We start from the raw sequence: 26,542 nt of genomic DNA, 5'->3' as shown, positions 1-26,542 counted from the left end.
CAATTCCCCTCCTGTGTCATTTAGTTCTCTTTTTTAGTCCAGCGATCCTTATCTCTGGTTTCGATTTTACTGATCGACCGTTCAAATGCTTCGGACAAGTCAATCCCCAGTGAATTTGCAAAACACGTCAACACAAATATAACATCACCAAGTTCTTCTTCCATTGTTTTTTCTTGTTCCGTGGTTTTTTTCGGCTTTTCTCCATAGTAATGGTTTACTTCCCGCGCCATCTCGCCAACTTCCTCAGTAAGACGCGCCAGCAACCCTAATGGCGAGAAATAGCCTTCTTTAAATTGCGATATGTAGGAATCCACTCGTTTTTGAATTTCCTTTGTGGTAAAAACAGTTTCCGAAGACATGTATATTGCCGCACTCCTTTAATATAGATTCATCTCTATTTATGTTAGCTAAAAGGTGCGGATTTGACAAATTATTTATTTCGTACACTGAAGTTTGTTCAAGAGGCAGAATTTAACTATAATAAAAAAGTATGGGATCGTTTTTTGTTAGAAGGCTATAGATGGGAGGTTTTTCGATGATTTTCGGGCTAAGATTGAAAAATATCTTGTTAATTTTGGTTGGTTCGGCAATTTACGCATTTGGCATTGTCCATTTTAATATGCAAAACAACCTGAGTGAAGGCGGGTTTACCGGAGTAACATTACTTTTTTATTTTTTGTGGAATTGGGACCCGGCTATCATGAACCTAGTATTGAATGTCCCTGTATTTCTTATCGGGTGGAGGTTTCTTGGCAGGAACACATTTTTATATACAATTATTGGAACTGTAGCAGTTTCACTATTCCTAAGCATATTTCAGATTCATCCTTTTGCTGTTCACCTTCAAAATGATATGACATTAGCAGCCCTTTTTGCCGGTGTTTTCGTTGGGATTGGGCTTGGGATTATTTTTCGCTATGGTGGTACAACTGGCGGGTCCGATATCATTGCACGAATTGTCTATAAATACGCCGGCTGGAGCATGGGAAAGACGCTGTTTCTGATTGACTTCATGGTGATTGCCACTTCCGTCATTGTGTTTCTTAACCTTGTCGAAGGAATGTATACACTTGTGGCTGTTTATATTGGTTCCCGGGTAATTGATTTCATTCAGGAAGGAGCTTATGCTGCAAGAGGAGCGACAATTATTTCTAGTTATAGCGGAGAAATTGCACAAAAAATTAATAATGAAATGGATCGTGGTGTAACTGTTTTAGCTGGAAAAGGGAGTTTTACCGGGGAAAAACGTGATGTACTTTATTGTGTGGTCGGCCGTAATGAAATAGTCCGGTTAAAAGGGATTATTGAAAATATTGATCCCCATGCGTTTGTAGCTATGGGCTCAGTACATGATGTTGTTGGAGAGGGTTTTACCTTGGATGAAAATAAAAAACCGATTCATGACTAAAGAACAAATGCGAAAGCTCATCCTGATTACAAAGTTATCCACAGCATTAATTTTTTATAATTTTCTAAGCAGCAAAAAAGGATGGTGGATACCATCCTTTTTTAAAATTTATTTTATGAAAGTGTTATTATACGCTTAATCCTGGTTGGCCGCTACGTACATGAGAACGAAACGAAGTAATTCGGCAACTGCCACCAATGCTGCTGCAACATAAGTTAGAGCTGCTGCATTTAGAACCTTTTTCGTGTCACGCTCTTCATTATTCCGGATAATTCCCGTTGACACAAGCTGTGCCATCGCCCTATTCGAGGCATTATATTCAACCGGCAATGTTACCAGCTGGAATAACACTGCAAGAGACATGAAGACAATCCCAAAAAGAACCAGGTTCCACATACTAAAAATAAATCCGGCAATAATTAGGAAAAAAGAAGCATTTGAACCAAAGTTTGCGACTGGAGCCAGTGCACCCCTAAACCGCAAAAACGCATATTCCTCGGCATCTTGAATGGCATGTCCAACCTCGTGTGCAGCAATGGCCGATGATGCCATTGATTGACCATGGAAGTTCCCGCTTGAAAGCCGAACAACTTTCTTCCGTGGATCGTAGTGATCGGAAAGAAATCCTTTTGTTTCCTGTACCTCCACATCATATATACCATTGTCATGTAAAATTTTCCGAGCTACCTCAGCCCCAGTCATCTGGGAAGAAGTTGGTTTTTTTGCATATAACTTATAAGTGTTCTTTACTTTTGATTGAGCTAAAAGGGGGATAGCCATTATTAGTATGATATAAATGATATATCCACCAAATCCAGCAAACATGTACATTCCTCCATTTATTATTCTTCTTATGGTCAATTTTAGTCAAAGATTTGTTAAAAGTCAACTGTTTTGTTCTTTATCCTTCTCTCTTTTCTTCTGTTCCCCTTTATATTTCCTGTAACTGACATACGTCAATGTGATCGCAATTAGCCCCCCAATAATTGCGACAAACCAGTAAAACAAACTCATATCATTTGTTGCCCTGACGGCTGGGTTCGTATGTAACGGCAATGCATTCGTGTTGTCTGGTATATACATCCAAATTGATGAAATAACAAGACCGAAAAAAAACAGCTTGCTAATCAATTGCGGATGTTTCATTGTGATCACCCCACATACATCTTCTATTATCAATGTATGCGCGGGTAATTATATTTATAACGGACAATTATCCTACCTTTCTGATTGTTTTCCAAGTGTTAGCCAATATGCAAGCAAAATAGATAAAATACTAAGCCAAAAGGTAAAATAGCCGATTTCTTTCATATAGACCATCAACGACCCATACATGGGCATCATACCAAATACATAATCAATAATATCATTATGCAACGTCCAAATGGAAGCGACGGTTAAATGACGCAGTTTTATCCGATAAAAAGGAGCATATAACAAACCCTGAATAGCCATCGCTCCATGTGATGCAATCAGCATATAGCCCTGCCAACTTAAACTTCCGTCGATAAAAAGAGTTAAAAGATTCATTACTACTGCCCATATCCCATATTTGAATAGTGTAACCATTGCTAACGCTTCCATGTACGGGGCGTTTTTTCGAAACAAAAAGAAAAAAAGGACAATGGTAAAAAACAAACTGGCAGTAGGGCTATCTGGGACAAATATTAGAAAAATGGGTGGTGTGATAGCTAACTGTGTTTTATACCAAATATATCCATAAATCGTTCCCAACAGATTAACAATAAATAAAAAGAGGATGAATTTCCTGTCTTGTAATATGTACCTTACCATTACCATTTGTAATCCTTTCCACTGCAAAATAAAAGCAATGATGTGCAAATGTATCCCCACATCATTTAAAGAAAGAAAAAGACACCCTCACCATTTGATATGGCAAAGGTGTCTTCATCAAACCGATAACGGTCATTTCGCATCTTCATTAACAGAAACGATAAAGTCCGCCAGTTGATCTAATTCTTTATCGGAACCATTGAACACACCTGGAGGCATGTCGCCCGTTCCTTCCTGAGCAATTTTCTCAATTTCCTCTTTTGAGTGATCAATACCAATTAAGGAAGGTGCTGACCCTCCACCTTGTAAATCGTCACCATGACAGGATGCACAATTATTTTTGAATACTTCAAAACCAGGGTCATCTTCATCAATCTCAACATCTGCTACTGGCTCCGGTTTATTATTCTCCGCACGTGCTTCCCAGTCAACACCTGAAGCTGATTCATAAGTAAGCCAAATGACAGATGCAACTGCAAGTAACATCATTCCGACAGCAACTGGCCGTTGATGTGGTCTCCTGCCCGGGCCCCTGTCCAAAAACGGTGCCAATAACAGACTTCCAAATGCAAGACCTGGAATAACAAGAAGACCAATTAGGATATACGGTCCACTTGCAAAGTCATATTTTAGCAATTCGTATAAAAATAAGAAATACCAGTCTGGCAATGGTATATATCCTGCGTTTGTCGGATCAGCCATCCCTTCCAGCGGTGATGGATGCGCGATAGTCAAACAGAGAAATCCAACCAGGAATACAGCACCAACTAACCATTCTTTCAATAAAAAGTTGGGCCAAAAAGCTTCTGTTCTTCCAGGATACTCTGAATAGTCTTTTGGAATATTTGGTTTTGTATCGGCAGAAATCCGTGAATCACCGACAAATTTCATTCCTTTACCCTTGTGCACAGCTTCCCCCTCCTTTTTTTATAGTGGTCCGGAAATTCCTTGTTTACGGATTAACAAAAAGTGAACAGCCATTAAAGCAAACAACGCTCCCGGCAAGAAGAACACATGAATTGCGAAGAATCGTGTCAATGTCTGCGCACCGACAATGCTCGCATCACCGGATAACAGAATCTTAATCCATTCCCCAATAAATGGTACCTGTTCGGCAATTTCAAGTCCAACCTGTGTTGCGAAATATGCTTTGTTATCCCATGGCAACAGATAACCCGTGAAACCCAGTCCAAGGATACAGAAGAAAAGTAGTACTCCGACCATCCAATTAAGTTCACGCGGTTTTTTATATGCGCCTTGAAAGAATACGCGCAAAGTATGTAAGAATAGCATTACAATTACAACGCTTGCGCCCCAGTGGTGCATGCCTCTGACAATTTGCCCATGTGCAACCTCTGTTTGCAGGTAATAAACAGATTTCCATGCATTTTCAATATCTGGAACATAGTACATTGTTAAAAACATACCGGAAAGTATTTGTATTACCGTTACGAAGAATGTCAAGCCCCCAAAGCAATACACAAACGCGGAAAAATGATGCGCGGGGTTAACGTGTTCCGGTACTTCGTGATCCGCAATATCGCGCCATAAAGGCGTAATATCAACGCGTTCATCAATCCAATCATACATTTTCTGCAGCATAATTTATTACGCCCCCCCTCGTGGTTTTGCTTCTCCAAGGAACAACATTCCATCTTTTACCTTCGTTTCATAAGCATCAAGCGGAGCAGTTGGTGGTGTATGTGGAACGTTTACACCATTTTTGTAATAGCGCCCCCCGTGACATGGACAATAAAATTGGTTGGGAAAGTCATCACTGCCTTCCCAGGAAACAAAACAGCCAAGGTGCTTACAAATTGGGGAAAGTGCGACAACATCACCGTTATCATCCTTATAAACCCAAGCTGCCTTCTCAACTTCTGATTCATACCATCCGTCAACCTGATCAATTTTCCAATCGACACGTTGAGGTTCATCGGTAAGATCATCGACAGACATACCGACATTTACCATCTCACCTTTTGTAGTTGGCTGCAAGACAGGATCAACTGCCATTCGTAACATCGGAGCAAGCATACCTGCTGCCATAAAACCACCTACGCCTGTAAGCGTATAATTAAGAAATTGCCGACGGGATACCTGTTGCTTTTTCTCACTCATGATTTTCCCCCCTCTATTCGTTTTTCACGGACAAAATGATTTAATCAGATTACTAGGACACTACCATGATAGCGCAAACTGTTTGTCCGGTCAATAAATAATCCCTGTTGTTATAAAAGTTTCGTATTATACCCAATAAGATTGTATCAGTTCCCCGATTTGATTCACTTGTTCTTTGATAAAGGCCTGCATTTCTTTGGAATGAATGTCTCCGGTTTGAATCCCTGCAAGCCAGATAAGTGTTCCATTTAGTTCACGCTCATGCCTTTTCCATTTTGAATCAAACGTTACAAAAAAAACATGCTCAAACGGTTGTTTCAGACCATTCTCCACCCACAGATTCAATCGTTTGATTTCGGCATCCATGTCTTTTTCATTCAAATAGGCATAGTTTGGACTTAATAATACTCTTCCGGTCAATTCCTTTTCAATTGCATTTGTGAAAATATTCAGCACATCCCCTCGGAAAGCATCTTTCTCCAGGTTTTCATCGCGGGATAACTGAAACGGAAGTAATGGAATAATTAAAGTATCAACATATTCCTTAGCCTTTATGTATTGTTGTAAGTCCGGTTTACTCCATTGCATATGAATCCTGCCTCTCCTTCTATGTTTTACAAAAAAATAAAAAATATAAGCGAAATAATCACGCTTAACCTAAATCTTATCTATCAAGGCAAAAAAAATCAACCTATTGCCTTAGCAATTTAGGTTGAAAGGGGTTTTTTCTCTCCAGATTATGTAACCGTTTCACCAACTCTGTGAATTTTTGCTGGTCTTTCTCATCAAGTGCCTGATCAATTTCCGTTTGTAATGCATTTCGCTGATAATCGTAGATAACTTTATCCAATAGCCGTTTCGCGTATTCCCGATCCTTGTTTGTAATAAAATAATCTTCGGGGACAAACGGATTATCCTCTAAAATAGCTACATATAATGCATTTTGCTTGGCATCACGGAAATTTAATTGAATATATAAAGGCTCTTTCTGATTCAAACGGATATCGTGGAATGATTTTTCAGCATCGGTTGTTACCAATTGACTTTTGTAAAAGCGAAACGGTACTTCGTTTGAGCAATGACTACTCATGATTATCGCCCTTGGGCAAAATCTCGCTTCCCTAATAAAGTGAGCATTGGCCAATATCTCTTCATGGTTGATCAAATAGTTAAGAATCCAGACACTTTCACGCTTTTTTAATTGATAATTATTTAAAAACCATTGAATAAATTCCTTTTTATCTTGTACGGAAATAGGAGTTTGCATATCATTTACCTCCTTCACTATTCTAGTATAAAAAGTTAATTATCTGTTATCTGTCTGTTTCTTCATCCAGCCGATTATAAAATTCCTCTACCTCATAATCTTCAGGCTGATACTGTAAATACGCCCGAAAAATTGGCAGTGCTTCAGCTATCCTCCCTTCTTCGGTCAGAAAGTACGCATATTCTTTTAAAAATTCACTATCTTTATTAAGGCTATTATATGCTTCTTGATAATGGTTTAATGCATTTTTATATGATTCTGTTTCATTGTAGGCTCTTGCCAGCTCCCACTCATATAGCGGGTCATTCGCACCGGTTGTTTTCACTTCCTCAATCAAATCAATGATATCGGCATACTGATTTTTTTCTTTAAAAATTTCAATCAATGACAGGATCGCTTCTTTATAATCAGGATCCAAAGCAATTGCTTGCCGCATCCATTTTTCACTATCAGTATTTTCATTTAGTTGATGCGCCAATGTGCCTGCATAGAAAAACAGTTCCTTATTAAACTCATCAACCTGCAGCCCTTTTTTCGCTGTGGTGTATGCTTCGTTGGGTAGTTCTTCCTCTTCATAAGCTTTAGCTAATTGATAATAAACAGTGTGGTAATACGGATCGATTTCAACGACATGCTCCCATGCCTTTATCGCAATATCGCTTCTTCCTGCTTGGTATGCGGTTAATCCATACTTAAATAAGGTGTCCGAATCTTCATGTTCGACATCCTGATAAATTTTCAACGCTTCTTCATATTCCCCGATTGCTGCATAGCTCTCAGCCAAACGAACAGGGACAGATACATTTGCAACTTCCTTTGTTACCCCGATCACTTTTTGATAATACGTGATCGCTTTCAGATAATCACCGGTAGAAAACAATAATTCACCCAAAGCAAAATCAATAATCGGTTCGGTTGGATTTAATTGTTTAGCAGTAAGTAGTTTTTGTTCCGCTACCTCGAACAATCCCTGTGCCTGATACAAATCAGCAAGTTGAATCAATGCCTCTAAATAAGATTCATCCGTTTCATGAATATTATTTAACAATTCAATCGCCTTTTCATCGGCTTCAAGCTCAATATAAATATCGGCCAACATAACCTTGATTTCACCTTCATGTGGGTATTGTTGCAGCAGCTCCTCCAAGATCTGGCTTGCTTCCTGCAGAAAACCCCATTGGACAAATAGTTCTGCTATCGTAAAGCGCTCTTCTTCATCAGCCACTGGCAAATAATCTTCTAATAAAGCAATTGCTTCATCGCTTTTCTTACTTTCCATCAAGTGAACTGCTTCCATAATCGTTTCCAAGCTGGTACATCCTTTCCATAGTTGAAAAAGAATCCACCATGAAGCGGATTCTTTCGTTTAAGATTAATTTAAAACCGTAGCCAGATCAGTGAAGAAATCCGGGTAGGAAATAGCTATACAAGAATCATCATCCAAGTATACACGATCTGTTGCTATAAGCGAACCAATTGACGCCATCATAGCGATTCGGTGGTCATGAAAAGATCGTACTTTTCCACCATGTAATATTGACTTGCCGTGAATAATCATGCCATCGTCCGTCGCCTCGATTTGTGCACCTAAAGTGGTTAACACTTCAACAATCGCAGCTATCCGATCCGTTTCCTTCAATCTTAATTCAGCAGCATCCCTGATAATGGTTTTTCCTTTGGCTTGGGTTGCCAGCAACGCAATAATCGGTATTTCATCAATTAACCGTGGAATAATTTCTCCTTCAATGACCGTGCTTTTTAAATTGCTATAGGAAATTGTAACATCACCCATCTGTTCGCCGCTAATAGTTTGCTCATTACTTATTTCGACTGCAGCCCCCATTTGCTGCATGACATCAAGAATTCCGGTTCGTGTCGAATTAAGTCCAACGTTTTTAATGGTTAATTGACTTCCCTTTACAATAGCAGCAGCCGCAAAAAAGAATGCAGCAGATGATATATCACCAGGCACAAAAACATCGGTTGCGGTTAACTTCTGTTTCCCAGCCAGGGTGATTTCTCCGTCCTGTTGTTCTACATTCGCACCGAACGCACCAAGCATGTTTTCGGTATGGTTTCTTGTCGGAGTCTGTTCAATTACAGTGGTTTCCCCTTCAGCCAATAGCCCTGCAAGCAGTACAGATGATTTTACCTGGGCACTTTTGACAGGAAGCGTATAACGTATTCCGGTAAGTTCCCCGCCCCTGATCGATAAAGGTAAAAATGTTCCACCCTTTCGTCCATCAAACACTGCTCCCATTTGTTGGGCAGGTATAATCACCCGATCCATTGGCCGTTTCGTTAAATATGGATCACCATAAACAGTGGAGAAAAACCTGAGTCCTGACAGCACCCCGATCATTAGACGGGCAGTTGTTCCGGAATTGCCAAAATAAAGTGGTACAACGGGTTCCATTAAGTTTTGTGTTCCTTTCCCATGAATCGTAAGGGTGGTATGATGTTTCTCAATGGTTACACCCAAAGCTTTAAAAATGGCAACTGTCCGCAAACAATCTTCACCATCCAGAAAGTTTCTGACGGTCGTGGTTCCATTTGCCATGGACCCGAGTATAACAGACCGATGTGAAATTGATTTATCCCCCGGGACTTCTAATACACCGGTCAGTGATTTGTGACTCGGCGTCAGCTCTTTAACACTCATTCAACCACTTCCTTTTGTTCTTTACAAATTATAGGCAATGAACACGTTCCCTATGTAATATCATCACCTTAGTGGAGCTATGACGAACATCTACTCAATTATCCATGATGACTTCATATCCCTTTTTTTGTAAAATCTGGCTACCTGCCAATTGGAATGCCTCAGTCGGAAAGCTTAGGCGTAAGATACCGGTGATGCTTTCATCCCGTATTTCCAGGATTTCAATATTTTTTATGCTGATTTCTTTGGCAGCTAGGATTTGCATCACGGAAGCGACAGCGCCGCTTTGGTCGGGAATATCTACATACAAATCGTGAAATGCCGGAATTGCACCTTTATCATCTTTTCCTAAACCGTCCCGGTATTCCTTTGCCTGTTTAAGATAACCAGTCATTTGTACATGTTGATTCTGGTCGATCAGCTGCTTTAATTCCGTCATTTCAGCGATCCAATCTGACAATAACTGGGACATTTTCTCCCGGTTATGGTAAAAAATATCCTGCCACATTTCCGGATTGCTTGAGGCGATCCGTGTTATATCACGAAATCCCCCGGCCGCAAGCTTGGGAATAAATGTATGGGTATGCTCCCATTTTTTGGCCTGATGAACCAGAGATGAGGCAATCAAATGAGGGAAATGGGAGATTACTCCGGTCATTTCATCATGCGCATCAGGATGCAAAATAACAAAATTACTTCTTGTGCCCTTTAATAATTCCTTCAGCGTCTCTACCTGTGCAATTGATTGCTCGTCCAATGGTGACAGCACATAGATCGCATTTTCGAATAAATAGGTTTTCGCTGCCATGATACCCTTTTTGTGTGAACCTGCCATTGGGTGACCACCGATGAATGTAATATTGGGATTCTTTAATTGTTTGGCTGCCAACATGACGGAACTCTTCACAGAGCAAACATCCGTCATAATAACGGGATGATCGAGCGGCACCTCATCAATTTGCTGCATCAAGGCAATGGTATCCGAAATCGGTGTCCCAAAAATAACAACGTCTGCTTTTTTTACTGACTCAGTAATCGATAAGCTCGATTCATCAATGATTCCGCTCATTTGGGCAAATTCAATCGTCTTGGGGTTCGTATCATAGCCAATGATATAGCAATTGTTCGTTTCCGCAATTGCCTTTGCCAGTGATCCACCAATCAGCCCAAGCCCAATGACAAATATTGTTTGTTTTGCCATGTCAATCCCTCAACTTTGCAAAGTCTGTTAGTATCGTTTGTAATTCTTTCATATCCTGTTCATTGCCAATCGTGATACGAGCTGTATTTGGACAGCCAAGTGCCTCCCCGGGTCTAATAATATACCCTCGTTTCAATAAATAATCGTATAATTCAGTTCCTGCGACCGGCAGCTTAACGAGCAGAAAATTGGTTTGTGAATCATCATAAGACCAGCCAAGATTATCTAAGAAGCGTTGAAAGTCGTCTTTGATTTTGTAATTTCGCTGATTGGTTTCTTCAATAAAATTTTGATCCCCAATCGCAATGATTGCTGCTTTTTGTGCGAGAGATGAAGTGTTAAATGGGCCCCTGACAATATTTAATTTAGCAATCAGTTCTTCATCGCCAATTCCATAACCTACACGTAAGCCTGCCAGCCCATATGCCTTGGAAAATGTTCTTAATAATAATAGATTCTTATGTGTACGAATGGCGTCGATGGTATGATATCGGTGATCAGAAGCAATATATTCGTAATATGCCTCATCCAGTATCACCAGGACATCTTCAGGACATTGATCCAGAAATGCAATAAGTTCATTCTTGGGAATCAGACTTCCTGTTGGATTATTAGGTGAACATAGCCATACTACTTTTGTTTGTTTGTCTATTGCCTTCATCATTGCCGGTAGATCATGATAGCCATTTACGGTTGGGATTTCCTTTACATCAGCCCCCTCAACAAGTGCGTGATGTTTATATTGCCCAAAGGTCGGGGTGGCCATCACTGTGTTTACACCAGGATACAAAAATGTTCGGCAAATAATCTGTATCAGTTCATCTGTTCCGCTGCCGAAAACCAACTGATCTTCAGGGACAGCCAACTTTTCCGCTAATTTAGTCCGTAGAGCTTGCGCGTGTCCATCCGGATAAAATTCAAATTCGTTTAGTATTGATGGTAATTGTTCCCTTAGTCTTGGTGAATAACCAAATGGATTCTCATTTGATGCCAGTTTTACAATCTTGGATAATCCGTATTCAGCCTTTACCTCATCCATTTGTTTGCCTTGTTTATATGGTGCCATTTCAGTTAATATTTGTTTTCCGTACATTTGCTTCATTACCTTCCTCTCCAATTAAATCCGGACGTAGTTGTTTTGCCCCATGAAGGAATACATGCTGTACTTCCCGCTGATCCATGGTTGTATTCGTGACCATCATCACCCGGATACAACGCGTGAGACTTCCTGGGACTTCAATTTCTTGCATACACATCACTGGTACATATACCCATCCCGGAATTTGCCGAAGTGATTTTGCCGGAAAAGCAGCAGTTACATCACTGGTTACGGAAATGAAGACATGGGAAATATCCTCGGGTTTTATTCCATTGCTATCTACCATTTCCTCGACTAATTCTTTTGTATTGGTTACAATCTCTTGTTCATTATTTTCCTCGATAGTCGTTGCTCCACGTACACCACGTATCATGCTACCACCAGCTCTCTAAAGAATGATTCCAATAATAAAGATATCTCTTTGTCACTTATTTCCATCTCCTGCAAATTACCAATTTGTTTCAGTAATACCATATGAATCTTTTTGGCTACCGTTTTTTTATCTGATTTCATTTTGTTTATTAATGCTGTCACATTGACCGCCGGCTTTACTGATAATGGATAATTATTTTCTTGCAGCCAGCTTTTTAGTTTCATATATGGTAGATTTCCAGAAAAAATCGTTTCGCTGACCTTGATCGCGAATAATGTACCGATCGCCACTGCTTCACCATGTGTCAATATGCCATAACCTAATTCTGCTTCGAGTGCATGACCGAGTGTATGACCAAGATTTAAGTATTTGCGAATACCGGCTTCTTTTTCATCCGCTTCTACTATTTTTGCCTTGATCGCCATACCGTTTTGCAAATGATTTGCCAACTGATCAGTCGTTAGCGAAGCAAGATTTGTATTCATTAATTGATCAAAAAATGTTTTATCCGCAATTAATGCTTCCTTGACAAGTTCGGCATAACCGGAACGTATTTCCCGTTCGTCCAATGATGCCAATGTTGTTGTATCATAAATAACCGCTTTCGGTGGGTAAAAATTACCAATCAGATTTTTTCCTAATTCGTGGTTAATCGCAACCTTTCCCCCTACACTACTATCGTGCGCGAGGATAGTCGTCGGCATTTGAATGTAATCAATTCCGCGCATAAAGGTAGCAGCAACAAATCCGGCAAGATCTCCGACAACACCACCGCCTAAAGCAATAATCAGAGATTGCCTGTCCAAACCACCGGTAATCGCATCAGTAAGCAACTGATAGTATGTCTTGATTCCCTTTGCGTGTTCGCCGTGCTGGACAATCGAATGAAAGATACGAGCATCTTTCGGCAAACTTTTCAGACAATCATCAAGATATAAATCGGCCACAATATCGTCAGTAATTATCATGATTGTCGGGTACTTTTTCGGTAAAATTTTAGTTAGTGAAAACCGCAGATCCTTACCCGTAAAAATAAAGTAAGGATCTGTACTTGTTTGGATCAATAGTTTATCCATTAAAAACACCTTATTTCTTCCCGGTATTCATCAATGGCCGCTTTCAATTTATCAAACTGGTCGTTTGGAAATTGTTCCAAAAGCGTCCGGGCCAGCTCAAAGGCCACCACATGTTCCATGACCACAGATGCAGCTGGGACAGCACACGAATCAGATCGCTCGATACTTGCATGAAACGGCTCCTTTGTTTCAATGTCAATACTTTGCAACGGTTTATACAAAGTTGGGATTGGTTTCATGACACCACGGACAATGATGGGCATCCCGGTCGTCATTCCACCTTCAAAACCACCCAGTCGATTGGTTTTGCGATAATAGCCAGCTTGTTCGTTCCAGGTAATTTCATCATGGACTTCGCTGCCGTTTTTTCGGGCTGCTTCAAAACCGATACCAAATTCGACCCCTTTAAATGCATTAATACTTGCAACACTACCAGCGATCCGGCCATCAAGTTTACGATCATAGTGGACATAGGAACCAACACCAGCGGGCATGCCTTGTACATATACCTCACAAATCCCACCGATTGAATCACCATCCTTTTTGGCTTGATCGATGGCATCCATCATTTCTTTTTCCACTGTTTTGTCAAGCGTACGTACAGGAGACGCTTCTTGTCGTTCAAATCGCTCCTGGCATGATAAATCACTTATCTCAGCAGCCCGAATTCCAGCGATTTCTTTAACATAGCCAACAACGTCAATACCCAGTTGTTTTAACAGTGTTTTTGCAACGGCCCCAGCAGCCACGCGTGCAGCCGTTTCTCTTGCCGAGGAGCGTTCCAGTACATTGCGCATATCCCGATGACCATATTTAAGTGCACCATTCAAATCCGCATGCCCTGGTCTCGGCCGTGATACTTCACGACGGATTTTTTGATCTTGCGCAACTGGATCCTCTCCCATGATATCGGTCCAATGTTTAAAATCATCATTATGTATAACCAAAGCTATCGGCGAGCCCAATGTGTAGCCATGACGAACACCACTCGTTATTTCAGCCATGTCCTTTTCGATTTGCATGCGTTTACCACGCCCATGCCCTTTTTGTCTACGTAGCAAAGAAGAATTAATATCTTCTTTAACCAATGGCATATTGGAAGGAATGCCTTCGATGATTGTTGTCAGTTGTTTTCCGTGTGATTCTCCCGCAGTTAAATAACGCATTGTTACATCCTCCATCCAAGCAATTTTGTATAACTATATCACATTCAAATCCAAATGTGGCAATATTTAAGGAAATGATTATGTAAGTAATAATTTATAATTATATGACGAATAATTGATTTATGCAATGGAGCGATTCAAATATAGTCGCTGACACTTAAAAAAATACCCTTGGGCATCAATCCACAAGAGTATTTCCTTTTTGTTTTATAAAGCAGGGGGATTACTGCCAGTTAATGCGTGGTAAAAAAAGTATCCTGTAATAAAGAAACCTCCGTTTTGGGACGGAGGTTGTTGCTGTTTAATAAATCCAAGTGTTCTCTTGTTTTTCATATGATAAAATATCGTTTTCATTGAAAAATAAATTGATTTCACGTACAGCGCTTTCAGGCGAATCAGAGCCATGAATAATGTTTTTTCCAACCGTAACACCGAAATCGCCACGAATGGTACCTGGCGCTGCCTCAGCTGGGTTGGTTTTTCCCATCATTTCCCGAGCAGTTGTAATCACGTTTTCTCCTTCCCAAACCATGGCAAATACAGGTCCGGATGTGATGAATCCTACCAATTCACCAAAGAAAGGGCGTTCCTTATGTTCACTATAATGTGTTTCGGCTAAATCTGTCGAAATGTTCATTAATTTCGCGCCGACGAGTTGAAATCCTTTCCGTTCAAAACGTGTAACAATTTCACCAATTAAATCGCGTTGCACACCATCCGGCTTTACCATCAAAAATGTTTTTTCCATTTTTCCACCTCTTCAAGTATGTATATTTTGTCAAACCTATAAAATCTTAACAAACTTTGACAGAAATGACAATGTTCACGTACGTCGCTTACCAATGTATTTAGCAACTTCCTTTAATGTGTTCCTTGCTTTGACATTCGGCAATTGCTCGACAATATGCAATGCCTTTTCCAAATAACGATTACTCAAGTTATAGGAGCGGTTTATCGCATCTGTTTCATGCAGTCCCGTCAACAGCACTTGCATCTGCCTATCCGAAATGGTATCCGGATTCAAAAAGGTTTCTTGTAATAAACGCTTAAAGTCTTTATCCTCCATAGCGAATAAAACAGGTAAGGTAATATTGCCTTGCAACAGATCATTTCCAACCGGCTTGCCGAGTTCTTGCGCGGATGAGGTGAAATCGAGGATGTCATCAATAATTTGATAAGACATGCCAATATAATAACCGTACTGATATAATTTATTGGCATATACTTCAGACACATCCGCAGCAATGGCTCCCAATTTGCAACTTGTTGCGATTAATAAGGCCGTTTTTCGCTTGATTCTGCGCAAATAATTTCTCAGATGCTGGTTCCAGTCATACTTGTCCTTGATCTGCTCGATCTCTCCAATGCAAACGTCGACAATCGTCTTTGATAACACATGGTGTGCTTGCGGTTTTTTTAACATGGTGATTTGTTCTAAGGATCTCGCCAGTATATAATCACCGGCATACATAGCAACACGATTATCGTATAATTGCCGAATGGTTGGTTTTCCCCTCCGTAACTCAGCATCGTCAATCACATCGTCGTGAACAAGCGTAGCCATGTGAATGAGTTCCAGCGAGACAGCAACAGTCTTCATCCGTTCCATATCATAGTTGCCAAATTGTCCGGACAGCAGAACAAATACCGGACGGATCCTTTTTCCACCAGCATTCAATAACTGTGTAGCTGCATTCCGTAAAACAGGGTGTTCCGCCTGGATTGCGCTATTTAAGGCTTGTTCAATATGATCTAAATCTTTTTTTAAATATCCATAAGTCTTCGCTAATTTCATGCATGTCACCTTTTGCGTTTCAACATTGTTTTGTACTAATGTGGCAAGCCTAACCGGGTGCTTACGCCTTTGTGCCGTCTGGCTTCAGCACCCAGCGGCTAGCAAACTTCAGGTTTCTTCCTACGATAAGTCAACATCGGTTCGTAAGTTAAAGGAAGGCCGACTAAGAACGGCCTTTGCGGCCAACGTCGGCATACCCCTTTTGCAGGGGCATGTTTCCTTTATCTCGTAGGTAAGGATGTTCGGCTAAGGACGCCGCTTTGCGCGGCAACGCCGAACCACCCGTGTTGCACGGGCGCAGTTTGTACGCCGCTAACCGGGGTGCTTACGCCTTTGTGCCCATATGCATTGCTGCTGCTCCGCCACTGTAACTTTTTACTTGAACTTGGGAGAAACCTGCTTGTTCAAACATCTGTTTCAATTTCTGTTTACCTGGAAAATCTCTTGCTGATTCATGTAACCAGGCATACTCCTTATAGCTCTTTGCAAATAAACGGCCAAATAATGGCATAATAAATCGAAAATAAAAATAAAATAGTTGTCTATAGCCAATCATTGTAGGCTGGGATGTCTCCAAACACACAACTTTCCCATTTGGTTTAACTACTCGATACATTTCCCTTAAAACAGTCATATAATCCGGGACATTTCTTAAACCAAATCCGATGGTAACATAATCAAATGTATTGTCTGCAAATGGTAACTGCATGGCATTTCCGTGGATAAATTGGAGCTGCCTCATTGGAAATGTATGTCTTTGTTTTTCTTTGGCAACTTGAAGCATGTTCTCACTAAAATCCAATCCAATTACCTTCCCCGTTGGCCCTACTTTTTTTGCCAGGGAAAATGACCAATCACCGGTTCCACAACAAACATCAAGTGCTTGTTCACCATTTTGCACTTGCATTTGCTTCATCACATCTTTGCGCCATGCCTTGTGCATTTCAAATGAGATAACGGAATTCATTGCATCATAGTTATTATATATTTTTTCAAACACGTGATGGACACGTTCCTCTTTCTCTTGCTGTTGCATCTGTTACCCTTCTTCCGCTTGTTTTGTTCGGATCGTAGAATGATCATTCAGTTGAGCGGTTATACGATCTGACAGGTCATGATAACTGGATGGAATTTCCTCAATTTCTGTTTTTATTCGCGCATGCAAACGGTCGATGATTGATTCCAAATTGGCTGATAGAACAGATTCATCTTTAGGCCACCAAGCAAACAAAGGTGAATATCCTTTGTTTTGCAAGCATTGTTTTTCATGAACCAGCCGATTTTCCAGCAACCAATTCTCCAACAAACCTATTATCGCGAATTCATTCACATGCATTGCTATCCGAACAAATAATAAAGATTCCACCTTCTTCACAATTTGTACGTATTTCTCCAAGGAATCAGTAGCCAAATAATACAAGTTCATTTTTGCCTCATTGATTTCTTTAATTGCTGTTGCAAGCACATGAATCATATCAAAATCGTTACTATTTGCCAGTAATGAATAATAGAGCCCACTATAATAATCCCCGGCAAGAACGGATAACTGTTTTCTGCGTTTTTCCTGTTTGCCCTCAGCAGGATCCGTTACTTTTACGACCGTGTCATGCGTGTCCAACGCTATTTGAACGAGCATCGCGGTAATGATATATGTGTCTTTTTGTGATTCAGATAACCCCTTGGTATTGATAACGGATAACAAAACAAATAGTTTCTCTTCGGGGATAATCGCACTTCTTATGTACTTGTCTAAATATGTATGTTGCATATGCTTGTTAATTAATGCTTTGTATTTTTTCATTTGCTTATCTAGTGTGTTCAAATATCATCACCTAAGCCTTTTCACTAAGGTCACCGGAATAGATGGGCAATAAGCTAACTGTCTGGTTTGATTGTATCACTTGAAATCTGCCAATCCTCTTACAAGGTTGATCCCGCCTTTAAGCAGGATGCGCTTGTACCAAATGAGACAGTTGTACACGGCTTTCATCTTCCCAAGTCATTATAGCATAATTCCTTGGCAAATCATAAAGTGAAACTTCAGTGGGGGCTACTCCCGTGAATGTTAGTCCCGTTCTACTGGTGAAACTTCATTCAAGAAGTATTTCTTTTTTCCATAGAAAAAGGATGCGCATTGACGCATCCTTTTTCCGCCCTATGTAAATCCATTATTTTACTGTATCTTTAAGGGCTTTTCCTGGTTTAAACGCAGGCACCTTGCTTGCAGGAATTTCAATTTCTTCACCAGTTTGTGGATTGCGGCCTTTACGAGCTGAACGCTCACGTACTTCAAAGTTCCCAAATCCAATCAACTGTACTTTTTCACCTTGTTTAAGTGAATCCATGACAGATTCAAAAACTGCATCAACAGCTTTTGTAGCATCTTTCTTTGATAGTTCGCTCTTCTCAGCTACTGCATTTATTAAGTCTGTTTTATTCATGACATTCACCTCCTCCCAGAGTCTTCATAGACATTGGAATTACAAATAAATCATGATGTCTTCATTTGTTAACCAAATTGCCTGCTTTTATACTTTTAAGCCACCTTTTTCATTGATGACAAGGCTTATAATAACTGAGTTTGCAACAAAATTCAACAATAAGATCGTATTTTTATAATAAATTGGGGTATTTTTTATGATTTTTCCTGTTTTTTGTTAAAATAACCGCCTTATCCAATGCGCAGGCATTATTATAGTTATACGACATAAATACGGAATTTCCTGCTGTTTTCACAAAAAAATTTTATTTATATAAGAAATGTTGGTGGTTTCATGGAAGAACTAAAATGAAACCGCCATATTCACGCTTTTTAATAGACGAATTTAGTTTCAAAGCTATATGAGCAATCCCTTTTTTTAAGTGCAAAAATGCGCAAAAAAAATAGCAGCCCGTTTGCTGCTATAAAATAATGGCGATTAATCCACCTGACCCCTCATTGATAATCCGTTCCAGCGTATCTTTTAATTTATATCTGGCATTTTCAGGCATCATAGCAATTTTAGCTTGAATACCTTCTCTGACAATTGAACTGAGTGAACGGCCAAAGATATCTGATTCCCAAATGGATAGCGGATCTTCCTCAAAATCTTGCATCAAATATCTGACAAGCTCTTCACTTTGTTTTTCTGTTCCGATAATCGGGGCGAATTCAGATTCCACTTCAACCTTGATCATGTGTATGGATGGTGCTACTGCCTTGAGACGCACTCCAAAACGTGAGCCCTGACGGATAATCTCTGGCTCATCGAGCGCCATATCCTCCAAACTCGGTGCCGCGATTCCGTAACCTGTTTGTTTGACCATTTGCAATGCACCTGAAACCTGATCATACTCCCTTTTGGCATAGGCGAAATTTTGCATTAGTTCAAGCAGATGATCCTTCCCGCGGATTTCTTCACCAACAATTTCTGTCAGTATTTGGTCATATAAATCATCGGGTGCATGCAAATCAATTTCAGCGACCCCATCCCCCATCTCCATCCCGGCAATATTCGCTCGTTCAATATATTCATAATCGTTAAAGTGCCCCACAATGCTATCCACATCACGCAGCCGCTTGATGTCTTTTACAGTAGTCTGGATCGCATCTTGATAATTCTCCCGGAGCCAATGATTTTCTCGTAATACCATGACCCAGCTCGGCAGATTCACATTGACCTCCAATACTGGAAATTCGAATAAAGCCTCCCGCAAAACATTATGAACATCATGTTCAGTCATAGATTCGATACTAATTGCCAATACAGGAATATCATATTTTTCTGCCAATTCTTGTCTCAATAACTCCGTTTCCTGGCTTGAAGGTCTAACCGAATTGATCACCATAATAAATGGTTTACCTACTTCTTTTAACTCATCTACTACCTTTTCTTCTGCTTCAACATAGTCACTGCGAGGGATTTCACCAATGGTTCCATCGGTTGTTACAATAACCCCCATCGTAGAATGTTCTTGAATAACCTTTCTTGTGCCAATTTCCGCGGCATCATGGAATGGGATTGGTTCCTCATACCATGGTGTGTGAATCATTCTTGGTCCATTCTCATCTTCAAAACCTTTGGCGCCATCAACAGCATATCCTACACAATCTACGAGTCTGATATTGACATCCAAACCCTCATCTACATGTATGGATACCGCCTGATTGGGAACGAATTTGGGTTCTGTCGTCATGATTGTTTTACCGGCAGCGCTTTGTGGCAACTCATCAAGTGCACGACTGCGATCATTCTCGTCTTCAATACTTGGTAATACAACCTGTTCCATGAACTTTTTTATAAATGTTGATTTGCCTGTCCGAACCGCTCCAACAATACCTAAATAAATATCTCCATTCGTCCGCTTCGAAATATCTTTAAAAATATCAACTCTTTCCAAACGATCCCCTCCCGATCTCCATTACATTTACTAACGAACAAACTACGAATAATTGACATTACAAGTCTATGATGTTGTCCTATCAAATTATGCCTTAAATGAATAGAAAAATATAAAAAAGAATCCTGGTGTCTCTGTGGTGAATAACGTGTAACATTAGAAAGGACCGAAATTTTCGGGGGAGTGTCGTAACAATTACCCGTTATTCAATAATCACATTCCAATAAAACTCCCTTGCCACAATATATGTGACAAGGGAGTTTATATGCCTTATTTATCTTCTTTTTGTAAAAAAACCGGCTCTCCATCATGAACAGTGTACGGAAGTGAATACGCTGGTACAAATGGGTTGTTTTCTGCTAACAGGTAGCGGATGTCGTCCCCTTCCTTCACATCATGCCCATGCTTATTTAATGCGTCATAAAGATCCATCCGGTAGTCAACAAATAATTCACCATCGGTATTGATAATGACGGGCAGATTCTTTTGGGAGTATGGGCTTTTTACAACCGGTTCCCTGTCCAATCCTAACTTTTTATAATTTAATTTATATACTCCTTTGGTAATTTGTTCTCCATATGGCGGATACATGTGCTCATTCCGATACATATTCAGCTTGACCCCTACCGAACGAATGGTTTCCGTCATGCGCAAATCAATTAATTTAACCCGGGGATTATCCTCCGGCGTGATCAATGTGTATTGATAGACTCCGCCATTTTCATAGGCATTTCCAGGAGTTTCGGTAATAAGGTGCTTTTCCTTTAATGCTGTAAAATCAATCAAGTATTTTTGAAAAATTGGTGTATCCTCATCCTTCGTTTTGATGGGAACCAGACCATTTGTTTGTTCCTGGTATTCATCAACCGCATTTTGAACCAATTCCAGTTGATCTTCATTTGGAGCATTATTTTTGCTAAGCTTGTCATCCGGGTACAAACATCCGCTTAATGTCGCAATGATAACAAGCAAAACAATGCATAAACGAAAATATGTATATTTCATTGGTGTGTCTCCTCCTACACTGGCCCGCTAAGAACAATATAAAATATAATAATACCGCCTAAAATCAAACAGATATAAGCAAGTACAGAAATGATGATAGCAAAAAATCCTTTCAGCTTGTATCTGCTTAAGAGAATCAGACCGATTGCTATTAACAGCAGGATTATTCCAGCAAAGGATATCCACATTTTTATTAAGCCTACTGACATAACCTCACCTCTAAATCGAGCACCTCATAACCTGACAAATTATTATAACACATGATTATTGCCCATCGCACGAAAAGACCTTTTGTTTAAAACGTCCGAAAATATTTCCTGAGATGAAGGAGGGCTAACTTCATCTCAGATTGACTAAATAACACCCACAACAACTCTATCCATGAATGCTTGTGCGATTTATTTTATGCAAGATTTTCCGTATTTGCATCCTCAACTTGCCCAGTTCTTATTACTTTTTAAATAGTTGATTCAGTGATTGCATATCTGCTGGCATTTTATTTTTCGTAATAGATTGTACAATTTTGTCTTCTTTTTCTTTGGAAATTGGTTTGTTTGCCAATTTTGACAGCCTGCGTACCAAATCCCGAACGGTTTTTTCATCGGAAAAGTTCGCGTTTTTGACCGAATCAGCCACTTTATATACTTCGTTGGGATCGATGTTAGCTTTTTGGTTTAGTTTGTCAAAGAGACTCTTTTGAAAATTGCTCACTAGCTTCCCTCCTTGCAATTTAATTCATCATATTATATGCAAGGTAAGGGGGAAAGTGAGTGGATATTAGGCTAGTTTAATCCGTATTGGACGAATATCGATTACTTAACAATACAGCCAAATCATCCATTTCATCCCGTTTTGTCCGATTCATTAATTGGTCAACCACATCTTTTGGTTTGGCATCTTCAAACAATATTTTATGAATACCAGCAGTTATTGGCATTTCAATTTCTTGTTTTTGGGCAAATTGATAGGCAGCTTTTGCCGTTCTGACCCCTTCGACAACCATTCCCATCTGACTTAATACCTGGTCGAGCTTGTTTCCTTTTCCCAATAGATTTCCGGCTCGCCAATTCCTGCTGTGTACACTTGTACAAGTTACGATTAAATCCCCTACACCAGGTAATCCAAGGAAAGTTAACGGATTGGCACCAAGTGAAGCCCCAAGCCGGGCAATTTCTGCTAATCCTCTGGTAATGAGCGCTGCTTTTGCATTGTCTCCATATCCCAACCCATCCGAAATTCCTGCACCAAGGGCGATGATATTTTTTAGAGCGCCGCCAAGCTCAACCCCAATTACATCCGTGCTGGTATACACACGAAATGTATCACTCATAAACAGGTCTTGGGCCACACATGCATTTTTTTCATTTAATGACGAAACAGTAACTGTTGTTGGTTGCCGTTTTGCAACTTCTTCGGCATGACTCGGTCCGGAAAGCACAACAATATCGTCATTTTTGTACTGGGACATTTCTTCGGCTATCATTTCGGAAACACGTTTCAGGCTCTCTGGTTCAATCCCTTTCGATGCATGAATGAGGGTAACTTTTTCCTCCAATAGTGTATCCAATTGGCTGCATACTTCCCGGATCGCTTTCGTTGGAACGACTAGAATAATGGCAGATACATCTTGTATTGCCTGTTGTAAATCATGATACGCTATTATTTTTTCCGGAATCATAATTTCCAGATACTTTTCATTCTTATGGGTTGTATTAATCGCATCCGCCTGTTCCTTGCGATGCGTCCATAACCGTACATCATGTCCTTTATCTGCAAGTACAATACTTAATGCGGTGCCCCAACTTCCGGCACCTAGTACAGCAACTTTTGCCAAAATAGTTCTCCTCCTATTGCCTTTTTCGTGCAAAAATTTTTATCGGTGTACCAACAAATCCAAACGCATCCCTGATCTTGTTTTCCAAAAAACGTTTATAGGAAAAATGCATTAACTCCGGATCATTGACAAACACAACAAAAGCGGGTGGTTTCGCTGCCACTTGTGTTGTATAAAGAACTTTCAGCCGTTTCCCTTTTATAGTTGGCGTTGGGTTCATTGCCAAGGCATCCATAATAACATCATTCAAAACATTGGTTGGCACCCGTTTGGCATGGTTTTCACTCGCCAGATTGATGGCAGGTAACAGTGTATGCAATCGCTTTTTCGTCTTAGCAGACAAGAAAACAATTGGCGCATAATCCAAAAATTGAAAATGTGCCCTGACCTTTGTTTCAAACTCTTTCATTGCCTTCTCATCTGATTTTACAGTATCCCATTTATTAACAACGATCACAATAGCTCGTCCAGCATCATGGGCATAACCGGCAACCTTCTTGTCTTGCTCACGGATACCTGTTTCTGCATCAATAAGTACTAAAACAACGTCTGATCGTTCAATTGCCTTTAATGCTCGTAACACACTGTATTTTTCCGTTGTTTCGTATACTTTCCCGCGCTTTCTTATTCCAGCTGTATCAATAATGACGTATTCCTGGTCGTCTTTGCGCAATTTGGTATCAATGGCGTCTCTTGTCGTGCCCTCTATTTCACTGACGATTACCCTATCCTCATTTAAAATAGCGTTTACCAATGATGATTTTCCAACGTTCGGACGGCCAATTACACTAAAATGGATCGTATCTTCGTTTTCATCAACTAATTCCCGTTCTGGAAACAGCTCAACGACTGCATCCAGCATATCACCAAGACCAAGTCCATGCGCACCGGAAATTGGATATGGTTCGCCAAATCCAAGGGAATAAAATTCGTAAATTTGTTCCCGCATTTCCGGGTTATCTACTTTATTTACCGCCAGAACAACCGGTTTGTTTGACTTATATAATATTTTAGCTACTTCTTCATCAGCAGCTGTAATTCCTTCACGTCCATTTACCAAAAAGATGATGACGTCTGCTTCCTCGATCGCCACTTCCGCTTGTTGGCGCATCTTTACCAGTAATGGTTCATCTCCAACTTCAATTCCACCGGTATCAATAATATTAAATGTTGATGTTAACCATTCTCCTTCTGCATAAATACGATCTCTTGTAACTCCTGGAATGTCTTCTACGATTGATATACGCTCGCCAACCAGCCGATTAAAGATGGTTGATTTTCCGACATTTGGTCTGCCTACAATTGCAATAACAGATTTCCTCATGAAAGGAACATCCTTTCTACACTTTCTACTGTTTCGGGAAAGATTCCCTGTTACAGCTTTATTAATTCTAGCAAAAGCACACACTAATCACAACATATTTCCTGTCGAACTCGTAGTCATCCATTTAATGTTTTGTGTACTTTATGCTTTTTAACAGTTGGCCGTGAGAATGTTTGGGCAAAAGCGTATAAGACAGTTTTTCCTTTATGCAATATTTCAAGAACAGTAAGAAGCATCAAAAATGTCATTAACATATCAAAAAATGCCGTATCCCCGATGGGTTCCCGAATCGTATACCTCACTAAAACAACACTATGATATATTTCTCCAAAAGTAATTCCGAATAATCCAATTGCCAATTTGTGTTCGAATGATTTGATTAGCACAGAAATGATAGTAACCAGTACAAGGGGGATAAGTATCATTCGTGGCAAAAACATCCATATCGGCGTGATTTGTTCCCAAAATAGAATACCAGTATAAGCAAGACAAAGGGTAAATGCGGAAAATAACAGGTAAAGTGACTGAGCGATAGTATGAAAAAAAACAAGTGAAACGAACAGAATTAAAAATGAAAAAGTAACCTTATATTCTCCAATTTCCCATGTCATATTTGAACCGCAAATTAACAATAGCAACACACAGGCAAAATACGTTCGTTTTCGTCCTTTCCGCATAAAGAACGTAACTATGATCCATAATATCCAAGAAAACCATAAAAATATTAATCCGTCTGTCAATGAACTCACCACCCTTAGTATTATAACTACTATGGCGGTTTCTTAAACAAAAAAGTTCCTCACGACATCCATGAGGAACTTTTATTTTTTTAATTAAGTTTTACTTATATTTATTCAATTTATCACCAATCATATCACCGAGCTGGAAACTGGATTGATCATCGTCTTTCTCATATTGCTTATAATCGTCTGTGGCTTGTTGCTCTTCCAAGTCTTTAATACTTAGTGATATGCGTTCTTCTGTTTCATTAACATCAAGGACTTTAACCTTGACCGTTTGACCTTCTTCCAATACCTCCTGTGGTGTACCAATGTGACGATTGGCGATTTGGGAAATATGCACTAAGCCCTCTACACCTGGTAACACTTCAACAAACGCGCCAAAGTTTACCAGCCGCTTCACTGTACCTTCGAGAACGTCACCTTTGGAAATGCGTTCTTCTATATTTTCCCACGGGCCAGGCAATGTAGCTTTCCGCGACAGTGAAATGCGTTCATTGTCACGATCGACAGCCAATACCTCGACCTTAATTTTATCGCCCTCTGATACAACATCTGATGCCTTATTAACATGTTCATGAGCAAGCTGGGATATATGGACAAGGCCATCAATTCCGCCAAGATCAACAAATACACCGAAACTCGTAATTCGCTGTACGGTTCCTTCCAGCACTTGACCCGCTTCCAATGATTGTAATAATTGCTGTTTTCTCGCAGTCTGCTCATCCTCCACGACAGCGCGGTGGGATAAAATAACCCGGTTTTGTTCTTTGTCCAGATCAACAATTTTCACGGTTATTGGCTGATGAAGATATTCTGAAAAATCCTCTACATAATAAGTTTCTACAAGTGAGGCAGGAATAAATCCGCGCAGACCAATATCAACGACTAAGCCACCTTTGACAACTTCTTTAACCTCTGTTTCTATAATATCGCCATTTTGATATTTGGTTTCCAAAGTGTCCCAAGCCTTGTCCGCATCTACTGCACGCTTCGATAAGACTACCTCATCATCCTCTACTTTCTTTACCTTCAATTGCAGTTCATCGCCTTCTTTAACCACATCGCCTGTTGTTTCTACATGAAGGTTGGACAGCTCACTAATCGGAACAATCCCTTCTGTTTTATATCCAATGTCGACCAAAACCTGTTTTTCCTCTACCTTTATAACGGTCCCGGTCACAACATCGCCTATCGAAACTTCGGTTAACTCATGATTTGATTCACTCATCATATTGCCTCCTTAAGATACACAGCCAACTAAATAATAAAATATTCTTTTTTCTAACTTCTAACA

30 protein-coding genes are annotated in these 26,542 nt (G+C 40.0%); 1 reads left to right on the top strand and 29 read right to left on the bottom strand.

Features of this window, described 5'->3' with window-relative positions; genetic code table 11:
* Positions 1 to 20 precede the first annotated feature (20 nt).
* A complete protein-coding gene (locus tag ABRT01_RS00825; protein WP_269412376.1) occupies positions 21 to 359 on the bottom strand; it encodes a nucleotide pyrophosphohydrolase in 339 nt (112 codons plus the stop codon).
* Positions 360 to 535: 176 nt separating this feature from the next.
* On the opposite strand from ABRT01_RS00825, the gene ABRT01_RS00820 reads away from it, so the two are divergent.
* Positions 536 to 1,408 carry a YitT family protein gene (locus tag ABRT01_RS00820; protein WP_269412375.1) on the top strand — a complete coding sequence of 291 codons (873 nt, stop codon included), beginning with the start codon at positions 536 to 538 and terminating at the stop codon, positions 1,406 to 1,408.
* A 135-nt stretch (positions 1,409 to 1,543) separates the two neighbouring features.
* On the opposite strand, the gene ABRT01_RS00815 is transcribed toward ABRT01_RS00820, so the two are convergent.
* From ABRT01_RS00815 to rpsA, 28 genes are all read right to left on the bottom strand, one after another.
* Positions 1,544 to 2,233: a zinc metallopeptidase gene (locus ABRT01_RS00815; protein WP_269412374.1), complete on the bottom strand. Its 690-nt coding sequence runs from the start codon at positions 2,231 to 2,233 to the stop codon at positions 1,544 to 1,546.
* A gap of 60 nt (positions 2,234 to 2,293) precedes the next feature.
* Positions 2,294 to 2,491 carry a sporulation protein YpjB gene (locus ABRT01_RS00810; protein ID WP_439649456.1) on the bottom strand — a complete coding sequence of 66 codons (198 nt, stop codon included), beginning with the start codon at positions 2,489 to 2,491 and terminating at the stop codon, positions 2,294 to 2,296.
* A gap of 135 nt (positions 2,492 to 2,626) precedes the next feature.
* Positions 2,627 to 3,202, bottom strand: a complete 576-nt coding sequence (gene lhaT, locus ABRT01_RS00805) for a lipoprotein heptaprenylglyceryl N-acetyltransferase LhaT (RefSeq protein WP_269412535.1) — start codon at positions 3,200 to 3,202, stop codon at positions 2,627 to 2,629.
* A 132-nt stretch (positions 3,203 to 3,334) separates the two neighbouring features.
* Positions 3,335 to 4,111, bottom strand: a complete 777-nt coding sequence (locus tag ABRT01_RS00800; RefSeq protein WP_269412373.1) for a menaquinol-cytochrome c reductase cytochrome b/c subunit — start codon at positions 4,109 to 4,111, stop codon at positions 3,335 to 3,337.
* An 18-nt stretch (positions 4,112 to 4,129) separates the two neighbouring features.
* Positions 4,130 to 4,804, bottom strand: a complete 675-nt coding sequence (qcrB, locus tag ABRT01_RS00795) for a menaquinol-cytochrome c reductase cytochrome b subunit (RefSeq protein ID WP_269412372.1) — start codon at positions 4,802 to 4,804, stop codon at positions 4,130 to 4,132.
* 6 nt (positions 4,805 to 4,810) lie between these two features.
* Positions 4,811 to 5,323 carry a QcrA and Rieske domain-containing protein gene (locus tag ABRT01_RS00790; RefSeq protein ID WP_269412371.1) on the bottom strand — a complete coding sequence of 171 codons (513 nt, stop codon included), beginning with the start codon at positions 5,321 to 5,323 and terminating at the stop codon, positions 4,811 to 4,813.
* Between the two features lie 126 nt (positions 5,324 to 5,449).
* Entirely contained in the window at positions 5,450 to 5,911 is a 462-nt protein-coding gene (locus ABRT01_RS00785; protein ID WP_367746064.1) for a DUF2487 family protein, read from the bottom strand.
* A 103-nt stretch (positions 5,912 to 6,014) separates the two neighbouring features.
* On the bottom strand, positions 6,015 to 6,590 hold the full coding sequence (locus ABRT01_RS00780; RefSeq protein ID WP_269412369.1) for a ReoY family proteolytic degradation factor: 576 nt from the start codon (positions 6,588 to 6,590) through the stop codon (positions 6,015 to 6,017).
* Positions 6,591 to 6,636: 46 nt separating this feature from the next.
* Entirely contained in the window at positions 6,637 to 7,899 is a 1,263-nt protein-coding gene (locus ABRT01_RS00775; RefSeq protein ID WP_367746060.1) for a tetratricopeptide repeat protein, read from the bottom strand.
* 63 nt (positions 7,900 to 7,962) lie between these two features.
* Positions 7,963 to 9,252, bottom strand: a complete 1,290-nt coding sequence (gene aroA, locus ABRT01_RS00770) for a 3-phosphoshikimate 1-carboxyvinyltransferase (protein ID WP_269412367.1) — start codon at positions 9,250 to 9,252, stop codon at positions 7,963 to 7,965.
* A gap of 94 nt (positions 9,253 to 9,346) precedes the next feature.
* Complete coding sequence (locus ABRT01_RS00765) at positions 9,347 to 10,453, bottom strand: prephenate dehydrogenase (RefSeq protein WP_269412366.1); 1,107 nt, start codon at positions 10,451 to 10,453, stop codon at positions 9,347 to 9,349.
* 1 nt (position 10,454) lies between these two features.
* Positions 10,455 to 11,546 carry a histidinol-phosphate transaminase gene (gene hisC / locus ABRT01_RS00760; RefSeq protein ID WP_269412534.1) on the bottom strand — a complete coding sequence of 364 codons (1,092 nt, stop codon included), beginning with the start codon at positions 11,544 to 11,546 and terminating at the stop codon, positions 10,455 to 10,457.
* The gene (gene aroH / locus ABRT01_RS00755) at positions 11,521 to 11,925 is read right to left on the bottom strand and encodes a chorismate mutase (protein WP_269412365.1); all 405 of its coding nucleotides are present in this window, start codon (positions 11,923 to 11,925) and stop codon (positions 11,521 to 11,523) included. The genes hisC and aroH overlap by 26 nt, the downstream gene beginning before the upstream one ends.
* Complete coding sequence (gene aroB / locus ABRT01_RS00750; protein WP_269412364.1) at positions 11,922 to 13,001, bottom strand: 3-dehydroquinate synthase; 1,080 nt, start codon at positions 12,999 to 13,001, stop codon at positions 11,922 to 11,924. Before aroB ends, aroH begins: the two co-directional genes overlap by 4 nt.
* Positions 13,001 to 14,167 carry a chorismate synthase gene (gene aroC, locus ABRT01_RS00745; protein WP_269412363.1) on the bottom strand — a complete coding sequence of 389 codons (1,167 nt, stop codon included), beginning with the start codon at positions 14,165 to 14,167 and terminating at the stop codon, positions 13,001 to 13,003. Before aroC ends, aroB begins: the two co-directional genes overlap by 1 nt.
* Before the next feature lie 301 nt (positions 14,168 to 14,468).
* On the bottom strand, positions 14,469 to 14,915 hold the full coding sequence (gene ndk / locus ABRT01_RS00740) for a nucleoside-diphosphate kinase (RefSeq protein WP_269412362.1): 447 nt from the start codon (positions 14,913 to 14,915) through the stop codon (positions 14,469 to 14,471).
* A gap of 75 nt (positions 14,916 to 14,990) precedes the next feature.
* On the bottom strand, positions 14,991 to 15,962 hold the full coding sequence (gene hepT / locus ABRT01_RS00735) for a heptaprenyl diphosphate synthase component II (protein ID WP_269412361.1): 972 nt from the start codon (positions 15,960 to 15,962) through the stop codon (positions 14,991 to 14,993).
* Between the two features lie 325 nt (positions 15,963 to 16,287).
* Entirely contained in the window at positions 16,288 to 16,998 is a 711-nt protein-coding gene (gene menG / locus ABRT01_RS00730) for a demethylmenaquinone methyltransferase (RefSeq protein WP_269412360.1), read from the bottom strand.
* Positions 16,999 to 17,001: 3 nt separating this feature from the next.
* Positions 17,002 to 17,784 (bottom strand): heptaprenyl diphosphate synthase component 1, encoded by a 783-nt coding sequence (locus ABRT01_RS00725; protein ID WP_269412359.1) that lies wholly within the window; start codon positions 17,782 to 17,784, stop codon positions 17,002 to 17,004.
* A 346-nt stretch (positions 17,785 to 18,130) separates the two neighbouring features.
* Entirely contained in the window at positions 18,131 to 18,403 is a 273-nt protein-coding gene (locus ABRT01_RS00720) for an HU family DNA-binding protein (protein WP_269412358.1), read from the bottom strand.
* A gap of 460 nt (positions 18,404 to 18,863) precedes the next feature.
* Positions 18,864 to 20,342, bottom strand: coding sequence for a stage IV sporulation protein A (gene spoIVA / locus ABRT01_RS00715; RefSeq protein WP_269412357.1), 1,479 nt, complete (start codon positions 20,340 to 20,342; stop codon positions 18,864 to 18,866).
* A 270-nt stretch (positions 20,343 to 20,612) separates the two neighbouring features.
* The gene (locus ABRT01_RS00710; RefSeq protein ID WP_269412356.1) at positions 20,613 to 21,347 is read right to left on the bottom strand and encodes a hypothetical protein; all 735 of its coding nucleotides are present in this window, start codon (positions 21,345 to 21,347) and stop codon (positions 20,613 to 20,615) included.
* A gap of 14 nt (positions 21,348 to 21,361) precedes the next feature.
* On the bottom strand, positions 21,362 to 21,556 hold the full coding sequence (locus ABRT01_RS00705) for a DUF2768 family protein (protein ID WP_269412355.1): 195 nt from the start codon (positions 21,554 to 21,556) through the stop codon (positions 21,362 to 21,364).
* 241 nt (positions 21,557 to 21,797) lie between these two features.
* On the bottom strand, positions 21,798 to 22,058 hold the full coding sequence (locus tag ABRT01_RS00700; RefSeq protein ID WP_269412354.1) for a stage VI sporulation protein F: 261 nt from the start codon (positions 22,056 to 22,058) through the stop codon (positions 21,798 to 21,800).
* 76 nt (positions 22,059 to 22,134) lie between these two features.
* Positions 22,135 to 23,181, bottom strand: a complete 1,047-nt coding sequence (locus ABRT01_RS00695; protein ID WP_269412353.1) for an NAD(P)H-dependent glycerol-3-phosphate dehydrogenase — start codon at positions 23,179 to 23,181, stop codon at positions 22,135 to 22,137.
* 13 nt (positions 23,182 to 23,194) lie between these two features.
* Positions 23,195 to 24,505 carry a ribosome biogenesis GTPase Der gene (der, locus tag ABRT01_RS00690; protein WP_269412352.1) on the bottom strand — a complete coding sequence of 437 codons (1,311 nt, stop codon included), beginning with the start codon at positions 24,503 to 24,505 and terminating at the stop codon, positions 23,195 to 23,197.
* A gap of 116 nt (positions 24,506 to 24,621) precedes the next feature.
* The gene (locus ABRT01_RS00685; protein WP_367746055.1) at positions 24,622 to 25,245 is read right to left on the bottom strand and encodes a YphA family membrane protein; all 624 of its coding nucleotides are present in this window, start codon (positions 25,243 to 25,245) and stop codon (positions 24,622 to 24,624) included.
* A gap of 100 nt (positions 25,246 to 25,345) precedes the next feature.
* The gene (rpsA, locus tag ABRT01_RS00680; RefSeq protein WP_269412350.1) at positions 25,346 to 26,476 is read right to left on the bottom strand and encodes a 30S ribosomal protein S1; all 1,131 of its coding nucleotides are present in this window, start codon (positions 26,474 to 26,476) and stop codon (positions 25,346 to 25,348) included.
* Between the last annotated feature and the right edge of the window lie 66 nt (positions 26,477 to 26,542).

Origin of the sequence: Lentibacillus sp. L22, assembly GCF_040812445.1 — a bacterium.
Taxonomy (GTDB): domain Bacteria; phylum Bacillota; class Bacilli; order Bacillales; family Amphibacillaceae; genus Lentibacillus_C; species Lentibacillus_C daqui.
The sequence above is the reverse complement of the archived record's forward strand: the minus strand, read 5'-3'. Positions and strand labels throughout refer to the sequence as shown.